13 protein-coding genes and 1 pseudogene are annotated in these 21,245 nt (G+C 41.7%); 13 read left to right on the top strand and 1 reads right to left on the bottom strand.

Translation table 11 applies throughout. The features are described from left to right. Positions 1-26 precede the first annotated feature (26 nt). Positions 27-764: a metallophosphoesterase family protein gene (locus AC0IWT_RS12630; RefSeq protein WP_471797461.1), complete on the top strand. Its 738-nt coding sequence runs from the start codon at positions 27-29 to the stop codon at positions 762-764. Between the two features lie 321 nt (positions 765-1,085). Here the strand turns inward: AC0IWT_RS12630 and AC0IWT_RS12625 are convergent, their stop codons facing one another. Beyond that, positions 1,086-1,961: a LysR family transcriptional regulator gene (locus AC0IWT_RS12625; RefSeq protein WP_471797460.1), complete on the bottom strand. Its 876-nt coding sequence runs from the start codon at positions 1,959-1,961 to the stop codon at positions 1,086-1,088. 145 nt (positions 1,962-2,106) lie between these two features. Between AC0IWT_RS12625 and AC0IWT_RS12620 the strand changes: the two genes are divergently transcribed. The 12 genes and pseudogenes from AC0IWT_RS12620 (at position 2,107) to AC0IWT_RS12565 (ending at position 21,238) form a co-directional block, all read left to right on the top strand. Beyond that, positions 2,107-3,957 (top strand): cytochrome c/FTR1 family iron permease, encoded by a 1,851-nt coding sequence (locus tag AC0IWT_RS12620; RefSeq protein WP_471797459.1) that lies wholly within the window; start codon positions 2,107-2,109, stop codon positions 3,955-3,957. Between the two features lie 35 nt (positions 3,958-3,992). Then, positions 3,993-5,009 carry an arsenic resistance protein gene (locus tag AC0IWT_RS12615; protein ID WP_471797458.1) on the top strand — a complete coding sequence of 339 codons (1,017 nt, stop codon included), beginning with the start codon at positions 3,993-3,995 and terminating at the stop codon, positions 5,007-5,009. Positions 5,010-5,320: 311 nt separating this feature from the next. Further along, positions 5,321-6,043, top strand: a complete 723-nt coding sequence (locus tag AC0IWT_RS12610; RefSeq protein ID WP_471797457.1) for a metallophosphoesterase family protein — start codon at positions 5,321-5,323, stop codon at positions 6,041-6,043. A gap of 93 nt (positions 6,044-6,136) precedes the next feature. Further along, positions 6,137-6,721 (top strand): RNA polymerase sigma-70 factor, encoded by a 585-nt coding sequence (locus tag AC0IWT_RS12605; RefSeq protein ID WP_471797456.1) that lies wholly within the window; start codon positions 6,137-6,139, stop codon positions 6,719-6,721. 79 nt (positions 6,722-6,800) lie between these two features. After that, a complete protein-coding gene (locus AC0IWT_RS12600; RefSeq protein ID WP_471797455.1) occupies positions 6,801-7,823 on the top strand; it encodes a FecR family protein in 1,023 nt (340 codons plus the stop codon). A 78-nt stretch (positions 7,824-7,901) separates the two neighbouring features. Continuing rightward, positions 7,902-11,126, top strand: a complete 3,225-nt coding sequence (locus tag AC0IWT_RS12595; RefSeq protein ID WP_471797454.1) for a TonB-dependent receptor — start codon at positions 7,902-7,904, stop codon at positions 11,124-11,126. 315 nt (positions 11,127-11,441) lie between these two features. Next, entirely contained in the window at positions 11,442-11,648 is a 207-nt protein-coding gene (locus AC0IWT_RS12590; RefSeq protein ID WP_471797453.1) for a hypothetical protein, read from the top strand. Between the two features lie 143 nt (positions 11,649-11,791). Next, on the top strand, positions 11,792-12,208 hold the full coding sequence (locus AC0IWT_RS12585) for a hypothetical protein (protein ID WP_471797452.1): 417 nt from the start codon (positions 11,792-11,794) through the stop codon (positions 12,206-12,208). 159 nt (positions 12,209-12,367) lie between these two features. Continuing rightward, on the top strand, positions 12,368-14,710 hold the full coding sequence (locus AC0IWT_RS12580; protein ID WP_471797451.1) for a TonB-dependent receptor: 2,343 nt from the start codon (positions 12,368-12,370) through the stop codon (positions 14,708-14,710). Further along, positions 14,682-15,640, top strand: a pseudogene (locus AC0IWT_RS12575) (DJ-1/PfpI family protein). The gene AC0IWT_RS12580 and the pseudogene AC0IWT_RS12575 overlap by 29 nt, the downstream one beginning before the upstream one ends. A 790-nt stretch (positions 15,641-16,430) precedes the next feature. Next, on the top strand, positions 16,431-16,751 hold the full coding sequence (locus tag AC0IWT_RS12570) for a DUF6660 family protein (RefSeq protein ID WP_471797450.1): 321 nt from the start codon (positions 16,431-16,433) through the stop codon (positions 16,749-16,751). A gap of 104 nt (positions 16,752-16,855) precedes the next feature. After that, positions 16,856-21,238, top strand: a complete 4,383-nt coding sequence (locus AC0IWT_RS12565; protein WP_471797449.1) for a CusA/CzcA family heavy metal efflux RND transporter — start codon at positions 16,856-16,858, stop codon at positions 21,236-21,238. Positions 21,239-21,245: the final 7 nt, after the last annotated feature.

Below are 21,245 nucleotides of genomic sequence, written 5' to 3'. Positions count from 1 at the left end.
AAACAATTCTAAACACCTTTTCAGATATGAGAATTGCATTATTTTCTGACGTCCATGCCAATTTCCCCGCTTTTGAAGCCATGCTGCAAGATATGGACAGCCAAAAGCCCGATGCCGTATATTGTCTGGGGGATCTTGTAGGCTACCATATCTATCCCAATGAAGTCATTGATGAAATCCGCAGAAGAGGGATTGCAACCTTAAAAGGCAACCATGACGAAAAAGTTGAAAATATCATTACCACTCCTGAAAGTTTAAATGAACCGGAAAAAAAATATGCTTATCACCTGATTCGTGAGGATAACAGGGAATATCTGACAACGCTTCCGGCACATATCAGGTTAGAATATAAACTGAACGGTGAAAAACTAAACCTTGTTTTTGCGCACGGCAGTACCAGGAGCATAGATGAATATATCCTGATAGACACAGATGCAGACTATGTTTTGGAAATGCTTAAAGAAGCTGAGGCAGATCTGCTTTTTGTCGGGCACTCCCATAAACCGTATCACCGAATCTTAGAGACACGAGATGGACGGCTTAAACATTTGATCAACCTGGGATCCGTCGGAAAGCCTAAAGACGGTGACCTAAAGGGATGTTACGTTATAGTTCACTTAAATGCAGGCAGTTCCACAACCGATAAAAATAGTATCGAAATTGAATTCAGACGTGTTGAGTACGATGTGGAAGCATCCGCCTTAGCTATCATAAACAGCCCCCTCCCCGATGAGTTCGCTGATGCCTTGAGGCTTGCAAAATAGGCATAAGGGATATACCGAACCTTATTTTTGCAAAAATTAGAAGGCATTGGCAAATTCTTGGTAAACGGATGTATTAAGCCTGTATAGTCAATTTGTTTTTGAAAAGGGTGTAAATAGCAATTTATTATTTTTGGACAGCTTACATAAAAGATAATGAATTACAATAATCTTTTGTCACTGGTAATTTACTGGTCTCTTAATAATTTCTAATACCGTTTATATTTCGCTAAGAGTAGCTCTTTTCTATTTTTCGTGGTGGAGAGTTACCTTGAGTAAAAACTTTTTGATGCTACCAGCCAGAGTTGTCCAACGGTGATAATGTCACAGGTGAAAATAAGCTCCCAATCCATTTACAATCTTGCGGATTTGTTTTGAATGATCACTTTCACGCCATATGACATGAAGAGTAGTCTCAAAAGGGAGCTTAATGAATCGCACATTCGATACTATGCTCTTCGAATAGGAGGATGGCAGGATTGATATTCCTACCCCCTTACTTACCAGACTGATAATGGTATTGCCAAAGTCGGATTCATAAAAAGTATTTGGAGTGATTCCATAGAAATTTAGTATTTCATGAAGTGTTTGCACGTGATTACTACCGTCATCCAATGGTGGGAGAATAAACTTTTCTTTTGACCAATCTGCAGATTTTAGATCATCGACTACTTTAAAAGAATGTTTCTCAGGAACAACAACTGCGAAATGGTCACTACCAAGCCTCCTGTAATTCAGGGCGGAACTATTCGGAATATCCCTGCTAAGGGCAATGTCGACCTTAAAATTTAAGAGGTACTCCTCGGTATTTTTATACATCATTTCAACAAGTTTAATCCTTACTAAAGGGTACATCACTGCGATTGAAGTCAGGATATCCGGCAACAGGGTATAGGTTACTGAGCCTGGATAGCCAATTGAGATTGTGCCTATGTCGCTATTATTCATTTTTGATGCATAGGCATGAAGTAAATCCAATTGCTCCATAATATCACTCCACTTTTCCAATAATAGGGATCCTGCTAAGGTAAGGGATACGTTTCTTTTGTTCCGTTCAAAGAGCTGGACATTAAGCTCTTCCTCGAGTATTTTTATACGACGCGTCAGCGTTGACTGGGGAAGATTCAATTTCGCAGCCGCATTCCAGAAATGGAGTTCCTTTGCCAAGACCAGGAAGCTTTTGATATATTCGGTGTTCACAGTAATCAGTAAAATGGATTAATAAAGTCAAAACTAACATTTATCTTGATTAGTATTTTAAATATCTTTGCGATTATTTAGAATGTTTGTAAATCAATTATGTAATGAAATTTAGATTATCCGCTTTAACTGCTTTTTTTTTGCTGTGTTTTCATCAGGCTTTGCACAAAAAAGTTACGATGAAAAAGAGGTAAGAACATTGGTTACATTACTGGATTATGTTGCCAAGGATTATCCTGGAGCTGTTGAAAAAAGCAAGGTAATAAGTGACACAGAGTATCAGGAAATCACTGAATTCACCCAAACATGTATCTCATTACATTCAAAGCTTAATCCAAAAATAAATAAGGCTGCCTTCAGCGTGCTTAAGAAGGATTTAGATGATCTTCTGAAATTTATTCGAGAAAAAGTAGCCGCCGAAAAAATAGATTTGCAATCCCACAGCATTAAAGAAAAAATTCTCGCAATGGGCCTATTGAAGTTAAGCCCAAAGGGCTGGCCTTCGCTCAAATCTGGAACTCTGATTTATAAACAAAAATGCGCTTCCTGTCACGGAGAAAAGGGAGGAGGTGATGGAGCGCTCGCTGCCAACCTTTCCCCTAAGCCTGCAAATTTTTTGGATAAAGAAGTGATGTCCGGTCTTTCTCCGCTTCAAGCTTACAACGTCATCAAACTTGGACTTGAGGGAACCCCGATGCGGTCCTTCAGTGAACTATCAGAGCGAGAACTATGGGATATTTCGTTTTATATCATGTCTTTGAGGCATATAAACTCCACTGTTGCCAGTAATGTTTCCACGGAGTTAAGCATCGATACAGTAAGCCGGTTAACAGATGACCAACTTTCTAAATATCTTAAAAATCAGCAATTTAAATACAATTTGGCACAGGTCAGAAGTTACCAGCCGAAGGTCCTGAAACCATTGGAGTTTGCGAAATTTAATCTTGATGAATCCCTGGCTGCATTTAAACAAAATGATAAAACCCTGGCGCAGGATCTCGCCTTGACCGCTTATCTGGAAGGCGTGGAACTCGTCGAAGCGTCCATCAAGTCCATTGATGCAAAAGTTGTGGCAAATGTGGAAAGGGCTATGATAAATTATAGGTCAGCACTCACGGGCAATGATGCCAGGCGCGTAGAGGAATTAAATGCTGTCGCAAAAAAACAAATAGACATTGCAGGGGATCTGTTGGGTAATAAAGCCTATTCATATTCTTTTACTTTTGGGGCTGCTTTATCGATTTTGCTCCGGGAAGCATTAGAGGCGCTGATCATTATTATTGTGGTCTTAAGCATTCTTAGGCCCCTCAATATAAAAAAGGCAATTAACTATATTCATATCGGTTGGATTGTTGCACTCTTGGTAGGTATAGCCAGTTGGTTTTTTATTGGTACGCTTATCAAAATGAGTGGAAGCAGCAGAGAACTTATGGAAGGGATAGGCTCAATCATAGCGGTTATTGTTCTGATCTATATGGGCGCCTGGCTTCACACCAAATCAGAAATAAAAAAATGGAAAGAGTTTGTAGAACTCAAAATCAGTAAAGTCGCACAATCGGGCAAATGGTATTTGTTGATGTTCTTTTCTTTCATCGTGGTTTTCAGGGAGGCGTTCGAAGTTGTGCTTTTTCTGGCAACACTCAAGCTTGACGTACCTGAAGAGGGTAGTTCCGCAATCGGTTGGGCGGTTATTACAGCAGCCGTTCTGGTCACTTTGTTTTCCATATCAATACTCCGTTATTCAAAGCGTTTACCCCTTCGCCAGATATTCAAGATTTCAGCCTATGTGATGGCCGTTTTAACCGTAGTGCTAACTGGTAAGGGCTTTCGGGCGCTACAGGAGGCGGGATACTTTAGTGAAAACATGCTGAAAGTAGATTTTAGGCTCGAATCACTCGGTATTTACCCAACGGTAGAATCATTGCTTGCTCAGATGGTTGTTCTGTTAATAGTATTAGGTTTATGGAAGTATTCAGAACACAAGGAAAGCAAATAACTTACAGGCCCCATGCTGGAGTATAAAATTATTTTATGGATAAAGAAAAATTAGAGCAAAAACAAATATGGGTATATGCAGTCACAATATTTTTGGCTGGAGCGACGGGGTTATTATGGTCCGGCGCTGCATCTCTGGCTTTGCTGATTGAGCCTGTTATCGCAATACTCTTATATAGTATGTTCTGCCAGATACCATTCCTTGAGCTGAAACGAGTATTTCAGGATAGAGCCTTTTTCAAAGCGCTTTTGATCGGAAATTTCGTTTTCATCCCAATAATAGTCTGGCTTCTTTCAATATTTCTGATCCATGATCCTGTTATCAACCTTGGCTTGCTTTTGGTTTTACTTACACCATGCATTGATTATGTAATCGTGTTTACCCATTTGGGAAAAGGGAATTCTCAATCTATGCTGGCGGCAACGCCGTTGCTATTCATCCTCCAGATGTTGTTGCTCCCGGTTTATCTGTGGCTTTTCGTTGGCAGGGAATCGTTATCGATTATAGCTTTAACTCCTTTTATTAAAACGTTCATATTTTTGATCGTAATACCTTTTATGCAGGCGCTTGGTACACAGCTATACTCAAAAAGAAATCATTTGGGAAAGTCTGTCCTCGATTTTTCGGGCTGGCTACCGGTGCCTTTTATGGCCCTGACCTTATATGTTGTGATTTCTTCTCAAATCACGCTTTTGGTAAACAATCCTTCTCCGATTCTCTCTGTGGCACCAATTTACCTTACCTTCCATTTCCTTGCTCCGGTTGTCGGACTTTTAGCCTCAAAAATTTTTAAGCTAAACACCGTTGCCTCCCGAACAGTGTCATTTTCTGTAAGTACGAGGAATTCACTGGTTGTCCTGCCTATGGCTCTGGCCATTCCTGCCCCTGCCAATCAGATCCTTGCAGCTGTCACAGACACTGGTGGAACTGCTCGCGGAATTGGTCTATATAAAAGTGATCCCCATGCTGATAAGAGAAAAAATCCACAAATAAAAATATGGTATTATCAATTGCTTCTTGTAAGAAACAGTTGTTTAAGCAACAGTAAATAACTAGGATTCAAATGATCTGAGCGAAACCTGAAGTACTTCAATCTACGGGGTCAGCTACTTTCCAAACCGCTATATTATTTTTATGTTAAGTTTTCGGAGGATAATGAATAAGTAACCTTAGCTTGATATTTTTGCCTTTCAATGAATGGCGATGTTGCCAGCAACGAAGGTATTTTCCTGTCTATTTCTTATTTATTATGTCCTCATCTAGACGAAATTTTCTTAAGGGCACAGTGTCCAGCCTACTTCTCGCGGGAATAGCAAGTTCTGCAGAAGCAATTATGTTAAATGCGGAAGATAGTCCCGCACCCGTGAGGCTCCGGTTCGCTATTGCATCTGATGGACATTATGGACAACCTGGCACCGACTATAAAAAAGATCATCAAAATATGATCGGTTGGCTAAACGATGCGCATCATAAATCCCCTTTTGATTTTGTTATCATAAACGGAGATCTTGTTCATGACAGACCAGATTTACTCAGGGAAGTTAAAACGGATTACTACGATAAACTTAAAGTTCCTTTCTATGCCATTCCGGGAAATCATGACCACGCCGATACAGCGCACTGGATGTCTGTTTTTGGCTATGAGGACAATTTTTCATTTCAGAAAAATGGAGTAGGTTTCGTTCTCGCAAATACATCAAATGTCAAAGGAACTTATTTGAGTCCCAACAACGATTTTATCAAACAGGAATTGGATAAGTTCAGTGATCTCAAGACCGTCTTTGTCATCTTACATATTCCCCCACATATCTGGGTACCCCAGAATCCTTTTGTCGAAGCTCCGGATACCATTGCCCTTTTGCACAGTTACAGTAATGTCAAGGCCGTGTTCCATGGCCACGATCACAGTCTGGACGCAGTTTTTTATACCGATAAACTTCCTCACTTCTTTGATTCCCACATCGGTGGAAGCTGGGGAACATCCTATAAAGGTTTTCGAATTGTTGAGGTCGGTCATGATGATAAAATTTCTACCAGGCAGATTAACGCGAGTGAAACTCCAATGCTTAACCAAACCAACCTTTAATACAGAAACCATCTGGAGTAGTTAACTATTTGATAACATAGGGTAAATATTCAGGCAAGGTTGACTGCATAGTTTTGGACTGAAAATCAAGCTATGCAGTTGTTCATAAATGATACCCAGGCAGCAATTTCACTTCGTGAAGGGGAAATGCGTGCACTAGAGTATTTCTATAACTGTTATAAGCCCCAACTTTTCAATTTTCTTTTACCTTACTGTAAAGACCAGGTGATCGCCGAAGAACTCGTCCAGGATGCCTACTTAAAACTTTGGGATTCACGGAAAGGGATAGATGCAACCAGGAACGTTAAAAACTTTCTGTTTACGATCGCCAAGAACCTTGCTTTCGATCAGATTAAGCGCGTTAAACTGGAGCAAAGATTTGCGCATCAGGTGGTTCTTAACATCCAGCAGGATAATGGCACTTTAGATGGTATCATAATATCAGATTATAACAGGTGCCTCACTAAGGTAATAGCTGCCATGCCAGAACGTCACAGGCAGGTTTTCTCACTGTCTCGAGATCGTCATCTGAGCAATGCAGAAATTTCTGCAGAATTGAGCATCTCGGTAAAGACTGTCGAGAAACACATGACTGGAACATTGAAGACTATTCGTGGTTTCTTAAAAGATTACGATATCCTTGTTTTATTGCTTCCCATTTTAGGCTTCATCAGTTAGCGTTCCAAAAACGCATAAAAATATTTTTTCTTTTTTAGGTAGGGTTTGGCTACCCTTTAGTCGTATAGGATACAACTATATGAAAAATCCACCTTTTACCGAGCAAACCATCCTCCGTTTTTTTGAGGGATCACTCAACGATTCGCAGCATCAGCAGATACTCGACTGGCTTATTCTCCAGGATAGTGATGTGTTGGAAGCATTTATGGACAAGCAGCTGGAATTTGTGGAGCTTAGTGAATTTAAAGGCGGTATTTCCACATCAGAATTTTCAGTGGTTGAAAATCGCATAAACGCCCGGAGGAAAATGCGCCTCCAGATTTTGAGATGGGGCACCGGAATTGCTGCATCACTATTGCCGCTGGTGTTTTTATATATGTCGGTCGGAAACAATTTTCATACTGAACAACAGGTGGAAAGAATCGCTACTGCTAGAAAAAGCAGTAATATTTTCGTCCGTCAGAACAATTTCGTCCGTCCCGAGAATTTTTACCTGCCGGATTCTAGTCTGGTAACACTTTATCAGGGATCAAGAGTAACTTATACTTCAAACAGGTTAAATACTTCCCGGCAGGTTCATTTGTCCGGGAAAGCCTTCTTCGACGTCCGCCATATGGAGAAGCGTCCCTTCACGGTTTTCACGGGAAGCGTTCGCACCGTGGTTTTAGGAACTTCATTTTTGGTAAATGCAGATTCTGGCTATAACCGGATTTTGGTAAAGGTCAAATCGGGAAAGGTAGGGGTAATCTATTCAACCAAACCTGCTGTATTTCTCTTGCCCAAGGAGACTGCAATTTTTCGATCGGGAACTGGGCTTGTTAAACTCCCAATGGCCGAAAAACCAGCAAAGGAGAAAATGACGCTATTGCCTCAGTCATTACTTGCCTTCAATCAAACACCGCTTAACACAGTGCTTGAAGAGCTATCCACTGCATTTGATCGCCAGATTACTTTTAGTGAAAACCAAGATCCATTGGGTCAGATGCCCGTGAGTTTAAGCACAAAAGGAAAAACACTAAACGAAATATTAAATGAAATCAAAACCCAAATTCCATTAGAATATGAGATAACGAAAGATAGGATCATTATTAGCCAAAAATAACAACCATGGGTGCTGAGAACACCCATGGAGCTTTACCAAACAGTTGCCCGTGTGGCATTAATATCAAACAATAAAAATATGAAAAAAAAATCTACATCGATTAAACGGATGTACCAATTTATGATTTGTTGTGTGCTAATTTGCACGCTTCTCATAAATTTCAACACTGCGTCCGCTCAAGGAACAACCTCATCTGGAATTAAAGGATATGTTTTTGATAATGCTAATAAACCAATGGAGGGTGCAACTGTGGTTGCGGTGCACCGGCCGACCAATTCGAAGTTTCAGACCAAAGTGTCAGAAAAAGGAAGTTTCAGTCTTCAAAACCTTCCAGTGGGAGGACCTTATACCATTGAAATCACCCACGTGGGCAGCCAAAGGTATAATGAGGAAAATATCAAGCTTCCATTAGGGCAGGTTTATTCAATGAGGGTGTTTCTGAATGGTGAAAACCAACAGCTCAATACCGTTGAGGTCAAAGTATCGAAAGGTATAAGCCGAAACCTTACAAAGACTGGTGCATCAAAAAACATCAGCCGCAATGATATTGACAATTACCCCTCTTTAAACAGATCCCTTTCTGATTATACCCGTTTTACTCCTCAATCTTCCGGATTATCATTTGGCGGGAGAAATAACCGTTTCAATAATATTCAGATTGATGGTTCCCAAAATAATGATATCATGGGCTACGGAGTGGGTGGTGGCACAACCACTGGTGCTCCTGGAGGACAAGCAGGTACTCAGCCTATCAGCCTGGATGCAATAGATGAAATTCAGGTGGTCCTTGCGCCTTTCGATGTGAAACAGGGTAGTTTTACCGGCGCGGGTATTAACGCGGTAACCCGGAGAGGAAGCAACCTCACTACAGGATCGGTATACACATACGGCAAAAACCAGTCTCTGGTTGGAAAAAGCCCAGATGCAAGCCGGGCAAAGTATAACGATTTCAGTGATTATCAATATGGTTTCCGACTCGGCGGGCCGATTCTCAAGAATAAGCTTTTCTACTTTGTAAATGCTGAGATCAGCAGGAGAAGCGAACCACTGCTTTATGTCGCCAACCGTGGAACGGGCTCTTCTTCCGAATCACTGGTCTCTGCTGACATAGCCAACCAGGTGGCAAATGTATTACGCAACACCTATAATTATGAACCTGGAAATTTTGACGGAATCACGAAAACTACAAACAGCCAAAAATTCTTCGCCAGGCTTGATTATCTGATCGATTCCAAGAATAGGCTAACCCTTCGCAACAACTATGTGGGCGCAAGACGTGACGACATCAGCAATGGCATTAATGCCTTAAGGTTTGAAAACAATAAATACATTCAAACCAGTAAAACCAATATCACGGTTGCAGAATTAAATACTTACATTTCGCCAAGTCTGGTAAACAACCTCATCGTCGGCTATTCAAATGTAAGAGACAATAGGGAAATACCCGGAAGCCCTTTCCCCCAAGTACTCATTCAGCTGGGCGCTTCAGGAAGCATCACAGCAGGGACAGAGGGATATTCGCCATCCGCAAAACAGACCCAGGATCTTTTTCAGTTGACAGATAATCTGGATTGGATCAAGGATAATCACCATTTTACCTTCGGTACCCAAAACGAGTTCTTTAAGTTCAATAACCTGTTTATACAGAATATTTGGGGGAACTACACCTATAGCAGTTTGGCATCTTTTCTCAACAATCAGGCTCCTTCTGTTTATCAGTTAACTTATTCAAAAGTTCCGGGAGATCAGATTCCAACTTCGATATTCAGAGCTATGCAGCTTGGTTTCTACGCACAGGATGAATATACCGCTGCTGAGGGACTTAAACTCACGGGTGGATTAAGAATCGATGTCCCGGTATTTCTTGATAAACCTTTGGCCAATACTCAATTTGCCAGCTCTTTTGCATCCCAGGGATTGGTGACGGACATGAAGCCAAAATCACAACTGCTCTTCTCTCCAAGGCTGGGCTTTAACTGGGATGTGCTCAATGATGGATCGACCGTACTTCGCGGGGGAACTGGAATTTTCACGGGTAGACTTCCGTATGTCTGGTTGGGAAATGCTTACAACAATTCAGGTGTTGATCTTGGCCGTATTAATGCAACAGGAACCGCTACCGCTCCGATCCGTTTTTCTGGAGACGTTAACAATCAGCCCCGAACCTCAACGGTTGCTACCTCTGAAATTGATCTTACCGATAAAAACTTTAAAATGCCACAGGTTTGGAGATCCAATCTGGCAGTGGATCAGAAACTTGGCTTGGGTTTCGTGGCCACTTTGGAAGGGATTTATGGTAAGGAATTGAATGCCCCAATCATTCAGGATTTGAATTTGGTTGAGCCTTCATCAAAACTAGATGGCGACGGCAGGGATTTATATCCTTCTGGAAATGCTAGATTACGCTACCCTGAATATACCAATGTATTTTTGCTTACCAATACAAACAAAGGGTATCAATATAGTCTAACTGCACAGCTCTCTAGAAATGTTGCTAAGGGGATCTCGGGATCTATTGCCTACACCTATGCCCAGTCGAAAGATCTTTCCAGTATGAATTCAACGATTGCCTCTACTAATTTTAGAAACAACACCATTGCAAATAACCCTAATACCCCCGCTTTGACGTATTCAGATTGGAACCTCGATCACCGTATAATCGGTACTGCTTCTTATCGCATTCAGTATTTGAAGCACATGGCCACCACAATCGGCATTGTTTACAACGGACAATCTGGTTTACCCTACACATATAGGTTAAATTCAGATATCAATAGCGATGGACAAACCCAGAATGATGCAATGTATATCCCTAAATCGGCTGCGGACATCGTTCTTCTGCCCACTAATGCACAAGATACGAGAACTCCTGCCCAAATTTATGAACAGCTAAATGCGTTCATCGATCAAGATCCATACTTAAGCAAACATAAAGGCGAATACGCTGAACGCAATGGTGCCAGAACACCTTGGTCACACATCTTTGATCTACACTTAGCGCAGGATTTCTATATCTCCGCCGGTGGTCGAAAACATACTCTGCAGTTTACTTTCGATGTGTTCAATATTGGCAATCTGCTCAACAAAGATTGGGGATTGATTAAACTTCCTTCGATCACCACCGCCCAGTTGCCTGCAACCCTAAGCGGTTCCATTTTAACCTTCAGAGGATTTGAGAATCCTGCCATATCTGGCGGCAGATCAAGGGCCACTTATAGCTACACTCCTGTAAATAGCTCGTTCGTTAATGCTCCGTTTGATTCCCGGTGGAGGGGACAGCTTGGGGTAAGATATAGTTTTTAATTTTATAAAGCAGGCCTTGAACGGCCTGCTTTCAGTAATTCCTTTTTTTAAAATTTCTCTTAAAGAAAATGGAAGAATGTCATGATTAAGTATCTTTAACTAACCATGATATCTATTTGAAATTTACTCCTATCTTTGTTCCAGAAAATGTTCAAGAGGTCTTTAGTCATATTATTGTTGGTAGCCCTTATCGGATCAAATTTTGCCGTTTATTTTGCTTACGCTGGATTTGAGATGAATAAGAAAGAGATTGCTGCCAAAATGTGTGAAAATAAGAACAGGCCCTGGATGCACTGTAACGGTAAGTGTTATCTAATGAAAAAGCTTCAACAGGCTGAGGAGAAAGAAAAAAAACAGGATCAGGAAAATCACCGTGCAGCCTTTCCACTGGCTATGCCTACAGAACCATTCTCCTTATCTCTTCTTTTTCCAAAAAATAATATTAATTATGTGCCACTTGGAATTGATCAGCCTATGAGCTTTACCTTTTCTGTATTCCAGCCACCAAAGTCCAATAGCTAAATATCGGTAAGTTATAGTTCAACTTTACTTATCCAGGTATTGTCTGATAGTTTTGTGCTCGTTTTGCTTAAAGCAACATGATGCTTGATTTTTTTGGATGATATCAAAATAATTTTTTGTATAGCTTTTTATGACTTCTTCAAATGAAATCATTGATTATTTGCGCTGCACTTTTAGCAGTGACAGTTTTCGTTCCGTCCTGTAAGCAACAGGAAGATTACAGGAAAATCCGTACTCAGGTAGTTAGTCTTCATGACAAGGTCATGCAGGATGCGGATCTCGCTCATGGACAATATAAAGTGTTAGACTCTGTTCGCCGCAGTACTAATGTTAAAGATAGTGTTAAGCTTCGACTCATAATGGTAAACATAGAAAAAGCCAATCATGAAATGGAGGAGTGGATGGATCATTTTGAGCCTGATGTGTCAGGTAAAGATACTGCTGAATCTATTCGGTATTTCAAAGCTGAGCTCGAGAAGATCAATAAACTTGATCATCAGTATAAAAAGGTAATCATTGATTCAGATCATTTTCTGGATAGTCTTTATCGCATGAGATAGTCAAAGCACCATACACAAGAATTATTCTCAAGTCTTTTTCTGGTAATGGATAAATTGTTTTTGTTGTGCCTGTTTTACAGCGCCATCAAAGCATTTGTTCTTTGTATACAAGGTATTTAGCCTTAAAAATTGAGTCTTATTGTCTCATTGGGAATTATTATGAAATTTTTTTATTTTTTGCTCTATTTATTACTGCTGAATGGAGTATTGTACAGTCAGGTTATTATCGGAACTGTAAAAACTAAAAGTGGTGAGCCGGTTACAGGCGCAACAGTAAGTGTTCTTAACAGTACCAAAGCAACTGCAACAGATGCGCTGGGCCATTTCAGTCTAAAGCTTTCCGGCGGAAATTACCAACTCTCAGTTAGTGCCGTTGGTTTCGCCAGCCAGTTTAATTCCATTAAGATTGGTAATAATGAAAATTCTAAGCTGAATGTTGTTCTGCTTTCGGCAGATCATCAGCTTGGCCAGGTAGTGGTAACGGCTGAAAAAAAGCAACAGGATGTACAGAAAGTTGCTGCTGCGGTTGCTGTATTGGATGCAAAACAGATCAGGGAATATCGCCTGTGGGATATCACGGGGCTGACGGCCATTTCACCAAGTCTTTTTACTGTGGAACATGGAAATAGTGCTAGCTCTAATTTTTTGAACATACGTGGGGTTATGGGTTTTTCCAATGAACAGGCAGTAGCCACATACATCGATGGGGTATATCAGTTTGATTATTTCTCTGCCCCAATCCAGTTTAATGATATCCAGAGCATCGAAATTTTACGCGGCCCTCAGGGAACCCTTTATGGGCGTAATGCTTTTGGCGGGGTGGTGAACATTACCACAAAACAGCCCGGCAACCAGGCATCTGGTTATGCAGAGGTTACTGTCGGCAATTATGGTCAGCAGCGTTATACGGCAAGTCTTTCCAGTCCTATCATAGCCAATAAACTGTTTGCCGGTGGATCATTTACCTATAATCACCGCGGCTCCATTTATTATAATGAATTCACCCAAAGCGGTTTCGACCGCAGAGAAGATTATTCGGGAAACTTTAGTCTACGCTATCTGCCCTCAGCGAACTGGTCACTGGCACTGAACGTAAAAGTAGAGAACGATAACGACCGGGGAAGCTTCCCTTGGGTGGGCTCATACGAGCAGGTCCTTGCAAAACCCTTTGAGGTCAATACCAACAATACAAATGTGGAGCGCAGGAAGAATTATAATACATCAATAGCCGCAAACTACTATGGAAAGGATTTTAATTTCACGGCCGTTTCATCCTATATCGATTGGCTTGCCTACTATGAGGGGGCAGGGGTTGACTACGATTTTAGTCCACTGAATGCATTAAGTACTGCCCCTAATCAGCGTCAACATATTTTTACCCAGGAAATCCGCTTTAGCTCCCCCTCTCGAGGCCAGAACAAATTACAATGGGTTGCGGGTGCTTATGGCTTTACCCAAGCCACAAAGATGAACGCACCTACATTCTTTGGCCCGGATTATCTTCTTTTGGATCCCAGTTCAAATGCTCCATTTACTACCAGCAGTATCAGCAGGGGCCGAAACAGGGGATTTGCGTTTTTCGGTCAGGCAACCTATTCACTGAGCAATAAACTGGACTTTACCGCGGGCGTGCGTTATGACCGTGAAATTCGAAGACTGAACCAGCGTACCGACAATCAGAAAGGTCCCGATCCTGTAACAACGGTTTCTCCTGATCAGCACTATAACGCAGCATTTAATGCCCTTACACCAAAATTTGTATTGAGCTATAAATTAGAGCAGGACATGCTCTTATATGGAAGCTATGCACGAGGTTTCCGTGCCGGGGGATTGAATACAAATGCTACCGATCCGGCTCAGGTTCCTTATGCACCGGAGAATTCAGACAACTTTGAGATCGGTTGGAAGAATATGTTCTTTGATCACAAGCTAAAGCTTAACCTGACTGCATTTTATCTAGAACAGCACAATCAGCAGATTAGTACTGCAATGGATGGCATCAACGCACTCATCTTAAATGTGGGTGAGATGCGAAATAAGGGTCTGGAACTGGAACTTACTGCGTTGCCTGTTAAAGGCTTGCAGATCGACTGGAATGCAAGCTTTTCCCGCGCACGTTATTCCTCGCTGTTACTTTATAGTGCAGATCAAAATGCAGTGGTTAACTTCAAGGGAAACCAGCCAATTAATACTCCACCCCTTAGTTCTATGCTTGCTGCACAATATACCTACAATTTTGCCAGAAGTAAACCAGGGCTATCTGTTTTTGGCAGGGGAGAGTATCGATACTTGGGCAGGTTTTATTTTGATTTTATTAACGGCCTGAGCCAGCCAGGATACACTCTTTTTAACTTCAAGACAGGTATTACGACTAGGAGATTTGAGCTTAGTGGCTGGATGAGAAACGCATCCAACGCGAAGTATGTAGCCTACGGCTCATTCAGATCCTTCATGCTTGGAAGCCCTAAAACTTATGGAACAACATTTACCGCAAAATTTTAATTCTATCCAAATGAAGAAAGTAATTTTAGCTGCATTGCTGACAATTATTATGGCAGCTTGCACAGATAAAAAAAAGGAAACAAAACAAGACGGTAAAGGTGCAGAAAAGCAAAGGATTGATTTTCCTGCACCTAAGTCAAAGATAAAAACTGTGGGTATTCTGCTGTATGATAATTACGCGTTGCTGTATGCAATGGGTCCATATAATATATTTAGTGAACTGATGGGAGCAAAGGTGTTCTTCGTCGGCCGTCATAAGGGAATGATCTATACTTCCGGTATGAGCGTGCAATGCGATAGTTCCATTAATGAGGTCAAGCAACTTGATATTCTGGTCATCCCGGGGGGCTTAACAGATCCTATTCATTGACAAAGGATACTACCTTGCTGACTTGGATCAGGAACATCGACAAACGCTCGAAATACACAACCAGCGTATGTACCGGTGCATGGTTACTTGCCGCAACAGGACTATTAAAGAACCAACAGGCTACAACACACTGGTACGGGAAATCATTGTTAAAAGATGAGTTCGGGATTAGTTCTCAAAATAAGCGTTACGTAAAAAGTGGTAAGTACTGGACCAGCGCAGGTGTTTCTGCCGGAATCGACATGAGCCTTGCAGTGATAAAGGATATCATGGGCGAAAAATATACGCAGATGGTTATGCTAGATCTGGAATATGATCCCCAGCCACCAGTTAAAGGTGGAAGAACGGATAATACTGACCCCTTCGTTGTAAAGGACATGAAGGAAATGTACGATGGGGGAATGGAAGCTGTACTGCATCCTCAATCAATGAAAACTGGCTATGCTATTGATAATAAGGCCGACCCAGTTTGTCAGATGGCCGTGGCTTCTAGTGTTAGAGATACAGTCCATTATAAGGGTAATATCTACGGCTTTAGCTCGGGCAGCTTCCAGGTTTAAGCAACATCCAGCAGCTTACAACCAGTAATAAATTTAGCTTTTGACCTGCAAATTGTAATCACGCTCTATATCTATTAGGTCTTAAGGCATAAATTAACAAAAAACAATTATAGATTTTCACCTCTCGACTTAGAGAGGTGGAAAATTGCTTTACTCGTTTTCCGTCTTAAATCCTAAAATAAGTGAAATAAAAAGTACATTATTCACTTGCCTTTTCAAGCCAATCCGCAGCCCATCAATGCAAATGATAGACCAGCTTAAATGTGAGCGGAACCTCGCAATGAAAATACTGATGCGCATAAATTATTTAATTTTTTTTGCACAGATCGCATAATACACCTATAGGTAAAGGGGCTGGATATTTGATGTTTTATCGGGTCCTATTGCAAAAGTTAATCGTGTAGCTTAAAAAGCGACCTTCGTTACTAACGCAATCTGATATTTTATATTTAACGCTATATTTATTAACTTTTATTGTCCGAAAATTTTTTTTACTTCTTTCCATCTCAAAAAACTCACAAGTTGGTTATTTTCACTATTATCTTCAATAAACTGATAGTTATCAGTTTTTCTTCAGTTCAATTTTTTGAGAAAATGTTTTGATTTAGGTGGTTGATAAAGAGATAAAGCGTGTTATTTGCCTCCATAGATAGCCCGCAGTAATTAAATTATTAAATATTTAAATTCCTTTTGGGTGCATCCCGACACAGCACATTAATTTTCTATCTCGTTTTTTAACATAAAATTTGTATTTGCAAATAAATGCATATATTTGCTTAAATTTTTCAGAATGAAAAAATATATTCTGTTTTTATCCTTCATTATCGTATCTATGAGCTGCATGCCTTGCAGTGACATATTTGCTATGGGTAAAATGTCGAATATTCCTTCTACTGAAAAGAGTGTATCCACACATTCTAAAAGTGATCAAACCAGCGATTTATGCTCTCCATTCTGTGTTTGTTCTTGTTGTAATACAACATCTGAAGTTTTACTTATCAATAGTCTTGTCATCATTTCTACATCTGTGAGCACTGAATTTGATGAGGCTTACAAGGGAGACGTTATCTCATTGCCTTTATCTGTTTGGCAACCGCCAAAATTAAGTTAAAAATCGATTTTCATTTCGATGCTGATTTTTGCCTGCATAATTGTTTGCTGGGCAATCTCTTGCGTTGATCTGTTTTTTTTATTTTTTACTTAATTAAACAAATAATGCTGAAAAAAATTATTCAGTTTTCCATAGCGAACAAGCTAGTTGTAGCACTGTTTACATTGGGCCTGATCGCATGGGGAATTTATTCCCTAAGACAACTTCCTATTGATGCTGTACCCGATATTACCAATAATCAGGTTCAGGTCATTACCCTTAGCCCATCACTAGCTACCCAGGAGGTAGAAAGACTCATTTCCTATCCGGTAGAACAGACCATGTCCACCATACCTGAGATCGAACAGGTACGTTCCATTTCTAGATTCGGACTCTCTGTAGTTACCATCGTTTTCCATGATGATGTTGACATTTATTGGGCCCGTCAGCAAGTAAACGAAAAGTTAGCTGAAGCCAAAAATAATATTCCCTCAGGACTTGGCAATCCTGAAATCTCACCGATATCAACAGGACTCGGGGAGATTTACCAATATGTAATCCATGCCAAGCCTGGTTTCGAAAAGAAATTCAATGCCCGTGAACTCCGAAGCATACAGGACTGGATTGTAAGGAGACAGCTTCTGGGAACTCCGGGCATTGCCGAGGTCAACAGTTTCGGAGGCCTTCTAAAACAGTATGAAATTGCCCTAGATCCCGATAAACTAAGAAGTTTAAACCTGAGCATCAGTGATGTTTTTGCTGCGCTTGAACAAAATAACCAGAATACCGGGGGGGCTTATATAGACAAAAAACCTAATGCTTATTTTATCAGGAGTGAGGGCTTGGTCGGTAATCTCGATGACATTAACAAGATCGTTGTCAAAAACAATGCAAATGGTATACCCGTGCTCATACATGATATTGCCACCGTGCAGATCGGAAGTTCTATCCGCTATGGCGCTCTGACCCGGGCGACTAAACAAGGTGAAGGAGAAGCTGTCGGAGGCATTGTGATGATGCTGAAAGGTGCAAATGCAAACAATGTTGTTAAACAGGTAAAGGAAAAAATTGCTCGTATCGGCAAAACCCTCCCTCAGGGCGTAACCATTGAACCTTTCTTGGACAGAAGTGCACTTGTTGACCGGGCCATGGGCACGGTTGCCAAAAACCTGATCGAAGGAGCGTTAATTGTAATTTTCGTTCTGGTCTTGTTCCTTGGGAATTTCAGAGCCGGACTGGTGGTTGCATCGGTCATCCCGCTTGCCATGCTATTTGCGATTTCTATGATGAACCTTTTTGGGGTCTCGGGTAATCTGATGAGCCTTGGTGCGATTGATTTCGGACTCATTGTGGATGGCGCGGTAATTATCGTGGAAGCTACCATGCACATACTTTCGGAAAACAAATTGGGCAGGGCATATACCCAAACCGAGATGAATGAGCAGGTTGAAAAATCTGCCGTAAGGATGATGAGCGCTGCTGCATTTGGACAGATCATTATTCTGATCGTTTATCTTCCTATTCTTGCCCTGGTAGGTATTGAAGGTAAGATGTTCGGACCGATGGCACAAACGGTATCATTCGCCATCATGGGTGCCTTTATATTATCACTTACCTATGTGCCGATGGTGTCTTCTATTTTCTTGAGTAAGAAGGGCGCACATAAAAGGAATTTTTCAGACCGTATGATGGATTTTTTCCAGCGTAAGTATTCTCCGATGATCAAGGGTGCGCTGAACAGACGTTTTCTAGTCGTTGCATTCTCTGTTGTGCTGTTGGCCATCAGTGTTTTCATATTTACGAAAATGGGAGGAGAGTTTATTCCCACTTTAGAAGAAGGCGATTTCGCGGTAGAGACCCGGTTATTGACCGGTAGTTCGCTATCACAGACCATTGACAAAGTAAATCAGGCGTCCAAGATCCTGGTTGAAAAATTTCCTGAGGTTAAAGAAGTGATCGGAAAGGTTGGTGCAGCAGAAATTCCCACAGATCCCATGCCCATGGAAGCCTGCGATCTGACGATTGTATTAAAGGATAAAAAAGATTGGACAACAACCCACGATAGGGAGGAACTGGCAGAGATGATGAGCAAGGCACTTGAAGAAGTTCCCGGCGTTAGCTTTGGTTTCTCTCAGCCGATCCAGCTCCGATCAAATGAACTGATCTCCGGGGTAAGACAGGATATCGGGATAAAGGTCTTTGGCGATGACCTTGAAGCACTAACCAGCATTTCCCAAAAGATAGGTAAGATCGTTTCAGGTGTGGAAGGAGCAAAGGATCTGTACCTTGAACAGGCAACCGGTCTTCCGCAGATCGTCGTAAAAATCAACCGTGATCGCATCGCCCAATATGGGCTGAGTGTAGGCACGGTCAACCAAGCTCTTAACACGGCATTCGCAGGTCAGTCCGCCGGGCTAGTCTATGAAGGTGAACAGCGTTATGATATCGTTGTGCGTCTTTCCCAGCAAAATCGTCAAGGGATAGATGATGTTAAAAACGTATACGTAACCGCACCGAATGGCAACCAGGTACCACTGGATCAGCTGGCACAAATCGAATTCAAGATCGGTCCAAACCAGATTCAGCGGGAAGATACCAAGCGAAGGATTATCGTAGGCCTTAACGTCCGCGGTCGGGATATCCAGAGTGTGGTTACGGAGATTGAATCCAAGATCAATCAGCAGATCAAGCTTCCGGCAGGATACTATATCACTTATGGCGGCCAGTTTGAAAACCTGAAGGAAGCAACCTCAAGACTCTCTGTCGCAGTACCTGTAGCGCTTTTACTGATCCTACTGTTGCTATATTTCTCTTTCGGGTCTGTGAAACAATCCATACTCATCTTCTCGGCTATTCCCATGGCGGCAATTGGTGGTATACTTGGCCTTCTTTTAAGGGGAATGCCTTTTAGTATCTCAGCAGGCGTAGGTTTCATTGCGCTCTTTGGGGTGGCGGTACTAAACGGAATTGTTCTGATTACGGAATTCAACAGGCTCAAGAAAATGAATAAATACAGTATCCGCGATATTGTACTCGAGGGAACTTCCATACGTTTGCGACCAGTGTTGATGACTGCAACAGTTGCCTCTCTTGGATTTCTTCCCATGGCGATATCAAGCGCAGCAGGTGCGGAGGTGCAAAAGCCGCTGGCTACCGTCGTGATCGGTGGATTGATTACCTCAACAATATTAACCCTAATCGTACTTCCCGTGCTTTATACTTATTTTGAAGGTTGGAAAAGCAAGAAAACTGCCCTTCCAACAACTGTAGTTGCCATTGCAATGTTCGTCGGACTGCTTTCAATGTCTCCTCAGACGCAAGCGCAGACCATTCCCAATCAGGGCATGAGCCTCGAACAGGCTCTGAACACCGCTTTGAACAATAATCAGGCTGTCAAGTCCTCTACCCTGCAGATTGGCCGTCAACAGGCACTCCGCGGATCTTCAACGGATCTGGGGAAAACGACTGTCGAACTACAGTACGGACAGATCAATACCATTAAACGTGACAATAACTTCTCAGCATCCCAGAACATTCCCTACCCTGGGCTATTTAAAAGCCAGCGTAATCTGTATGATGCGCAAATCAGGGGAGCGGAGATCAGCCTGCAGGTGACCCAGAGGGAACTGTCCTACCAGGTAAAAACTGTATACGCCCAGCTGGAGTATTTTATTGCCCTTCGAAAACTTTACAACAGTCAGGACAGTGTATATAGCAATTTCCTGAAAGCGGCCTCACTAAGGTTTCAGGCAGGGGAAACCAATCTGCTGGAAAAAACTACAGCTGAAACCCAATACAATGAGGTACGCAACCAGATGAGCAAAAACGAAGCGGATATTTTAGCTTACACAGCTGAACTTAAGCGTTTACTTAATACCCGGGAACAAATCAGCATTATGAATGCTGAATTTACTCAGGTATCCTGGAACATCAATCCAACCGATACCGTAACCGCTGAAAATCCAATTCTTGCACTGCAAGCCCAGCAGATTCAAATCGCCGATAAAGCCATCAGGCTCGAGCGTTCGCGTTCAGGTCCCGATTTTAGTGTTGGTTATTTCAATCAATCCATTATTGGTGCCCAGAACGTTGGCGGCCAGGACCTTTATTTCAATGGTGGCAAGCGTTTTCAGGGTGTTTCAGCTGGAATATCCATTCCACTTTTCTTTAAACCCTTTGCCTCCAGGATAAAGGCGGCAAAGATTGATAAACAAGTAGCAGAAAGTGATTTTGTCCTCTCCCAAACTGACCTGCGCGGGCGGTATGAGCAGGCTTTTCAGGACCTCCAAAAGAATTCCAGAAGTATAGCCTATTATAAGAATAGTGCCCTTCCAAATGCCAACTTGATTTTAAAACAATCTCAAATTGCCTTCCAGGCAGGGGAGATCGGTTATGTGGAATATCTTCAGGCCCTTAGAACTTACTCAGATATCCGTTTCAACTATCTGGAAGCCATCAACCAATACAATCAATCCGTATACACATTACAGTACCTAAAAGGTCAATAACAATATT

This window comes from Pedobacter sp. AC464, from assembly GCF_979253075.1.
Note: the sequence above shows the minus strand (reverse complement) of the source record. Positions and strands in the feature narration are given on the sequence as shown.

What these genes read in the sequence shown, in the direction of transcription:
- AC0IWT_RS12630 (WP_471797461.1), top strand. Translation starts at nt 27, where the DNA reads ATGAGAATTGCATTATTTTCTGACGTCCATGCCAATTTCCCCGCTTTT.
- AC0IWT_RS12615 (WP_471797458.1), top strand. Translation starts at nt 3,993, where the DNA reads ATGGATAAAGAAAAATTAGAGCAAAAACAAATATGGGTATATGCAGTC.
- AC0IWT_RS12605 (WP_471797456.1), top strand. Translation starts at nt 6,137, where the DNA reads ATGCAGTTGTTCATAAATGATACCCAGGCAGCAATTTCACTTCGTGAA.
- AC0IWT_RS12600 (WP_471797455.1), top strand. Translation starts at nt 6,801, where the DNA reads ATGAAAAATCCACCTTTTACCGAGCAAACCATCCTCCGTTTTTTTGAG.
- AC0IWT_RS12595 (WP_471797454.1), top strand. Translation starts at nt 7,902, where the DNA reads ATGAAAAAAAAATCTACATCGATTAAACGGATGTACCAATTTATGATT.
- AC0IWT_RS12590 (WP_471797453.1), top strand. Translation starts at nt 11,442, where the DNA reads ATGAAAAAGCTTCAACAGGCTGAGGAGAAAGAAAAAAAACAGGATCAG.
- AC0IWT_RS12585 (WP_471797452.1), top strand. Translation starts at nt 11,792, where the DNA reads ATGAAATCATTGATTATTTGCGCTGCACTTTTAGCAGTGACAGTTTTC.
- AC0IWT_RS12580 (WP_471797451.1), top strand. Translation starts at nt 12,368, where the DNA reads ATGAAATTTTTTTATTTTTTGCTCTATTTATTACTGCTGAATGGAGTA.
- AC0IWT_RS12570 (WP_471797450.1), top strand. Translation starts at nt 16,431, where the DNA reads ATGAAAAAATATATTCTGTTTTTATCCTTCATTATCGTATCTATGAGC.
- AC0IWT_RS12565 (WP_471797449.1), top strand. Translation starts at nt 16,856, where the DNA reads ATGCTGAAAAAAATTATTCAGTTTTCCATAGCGAACAAGCTAGTTGTA.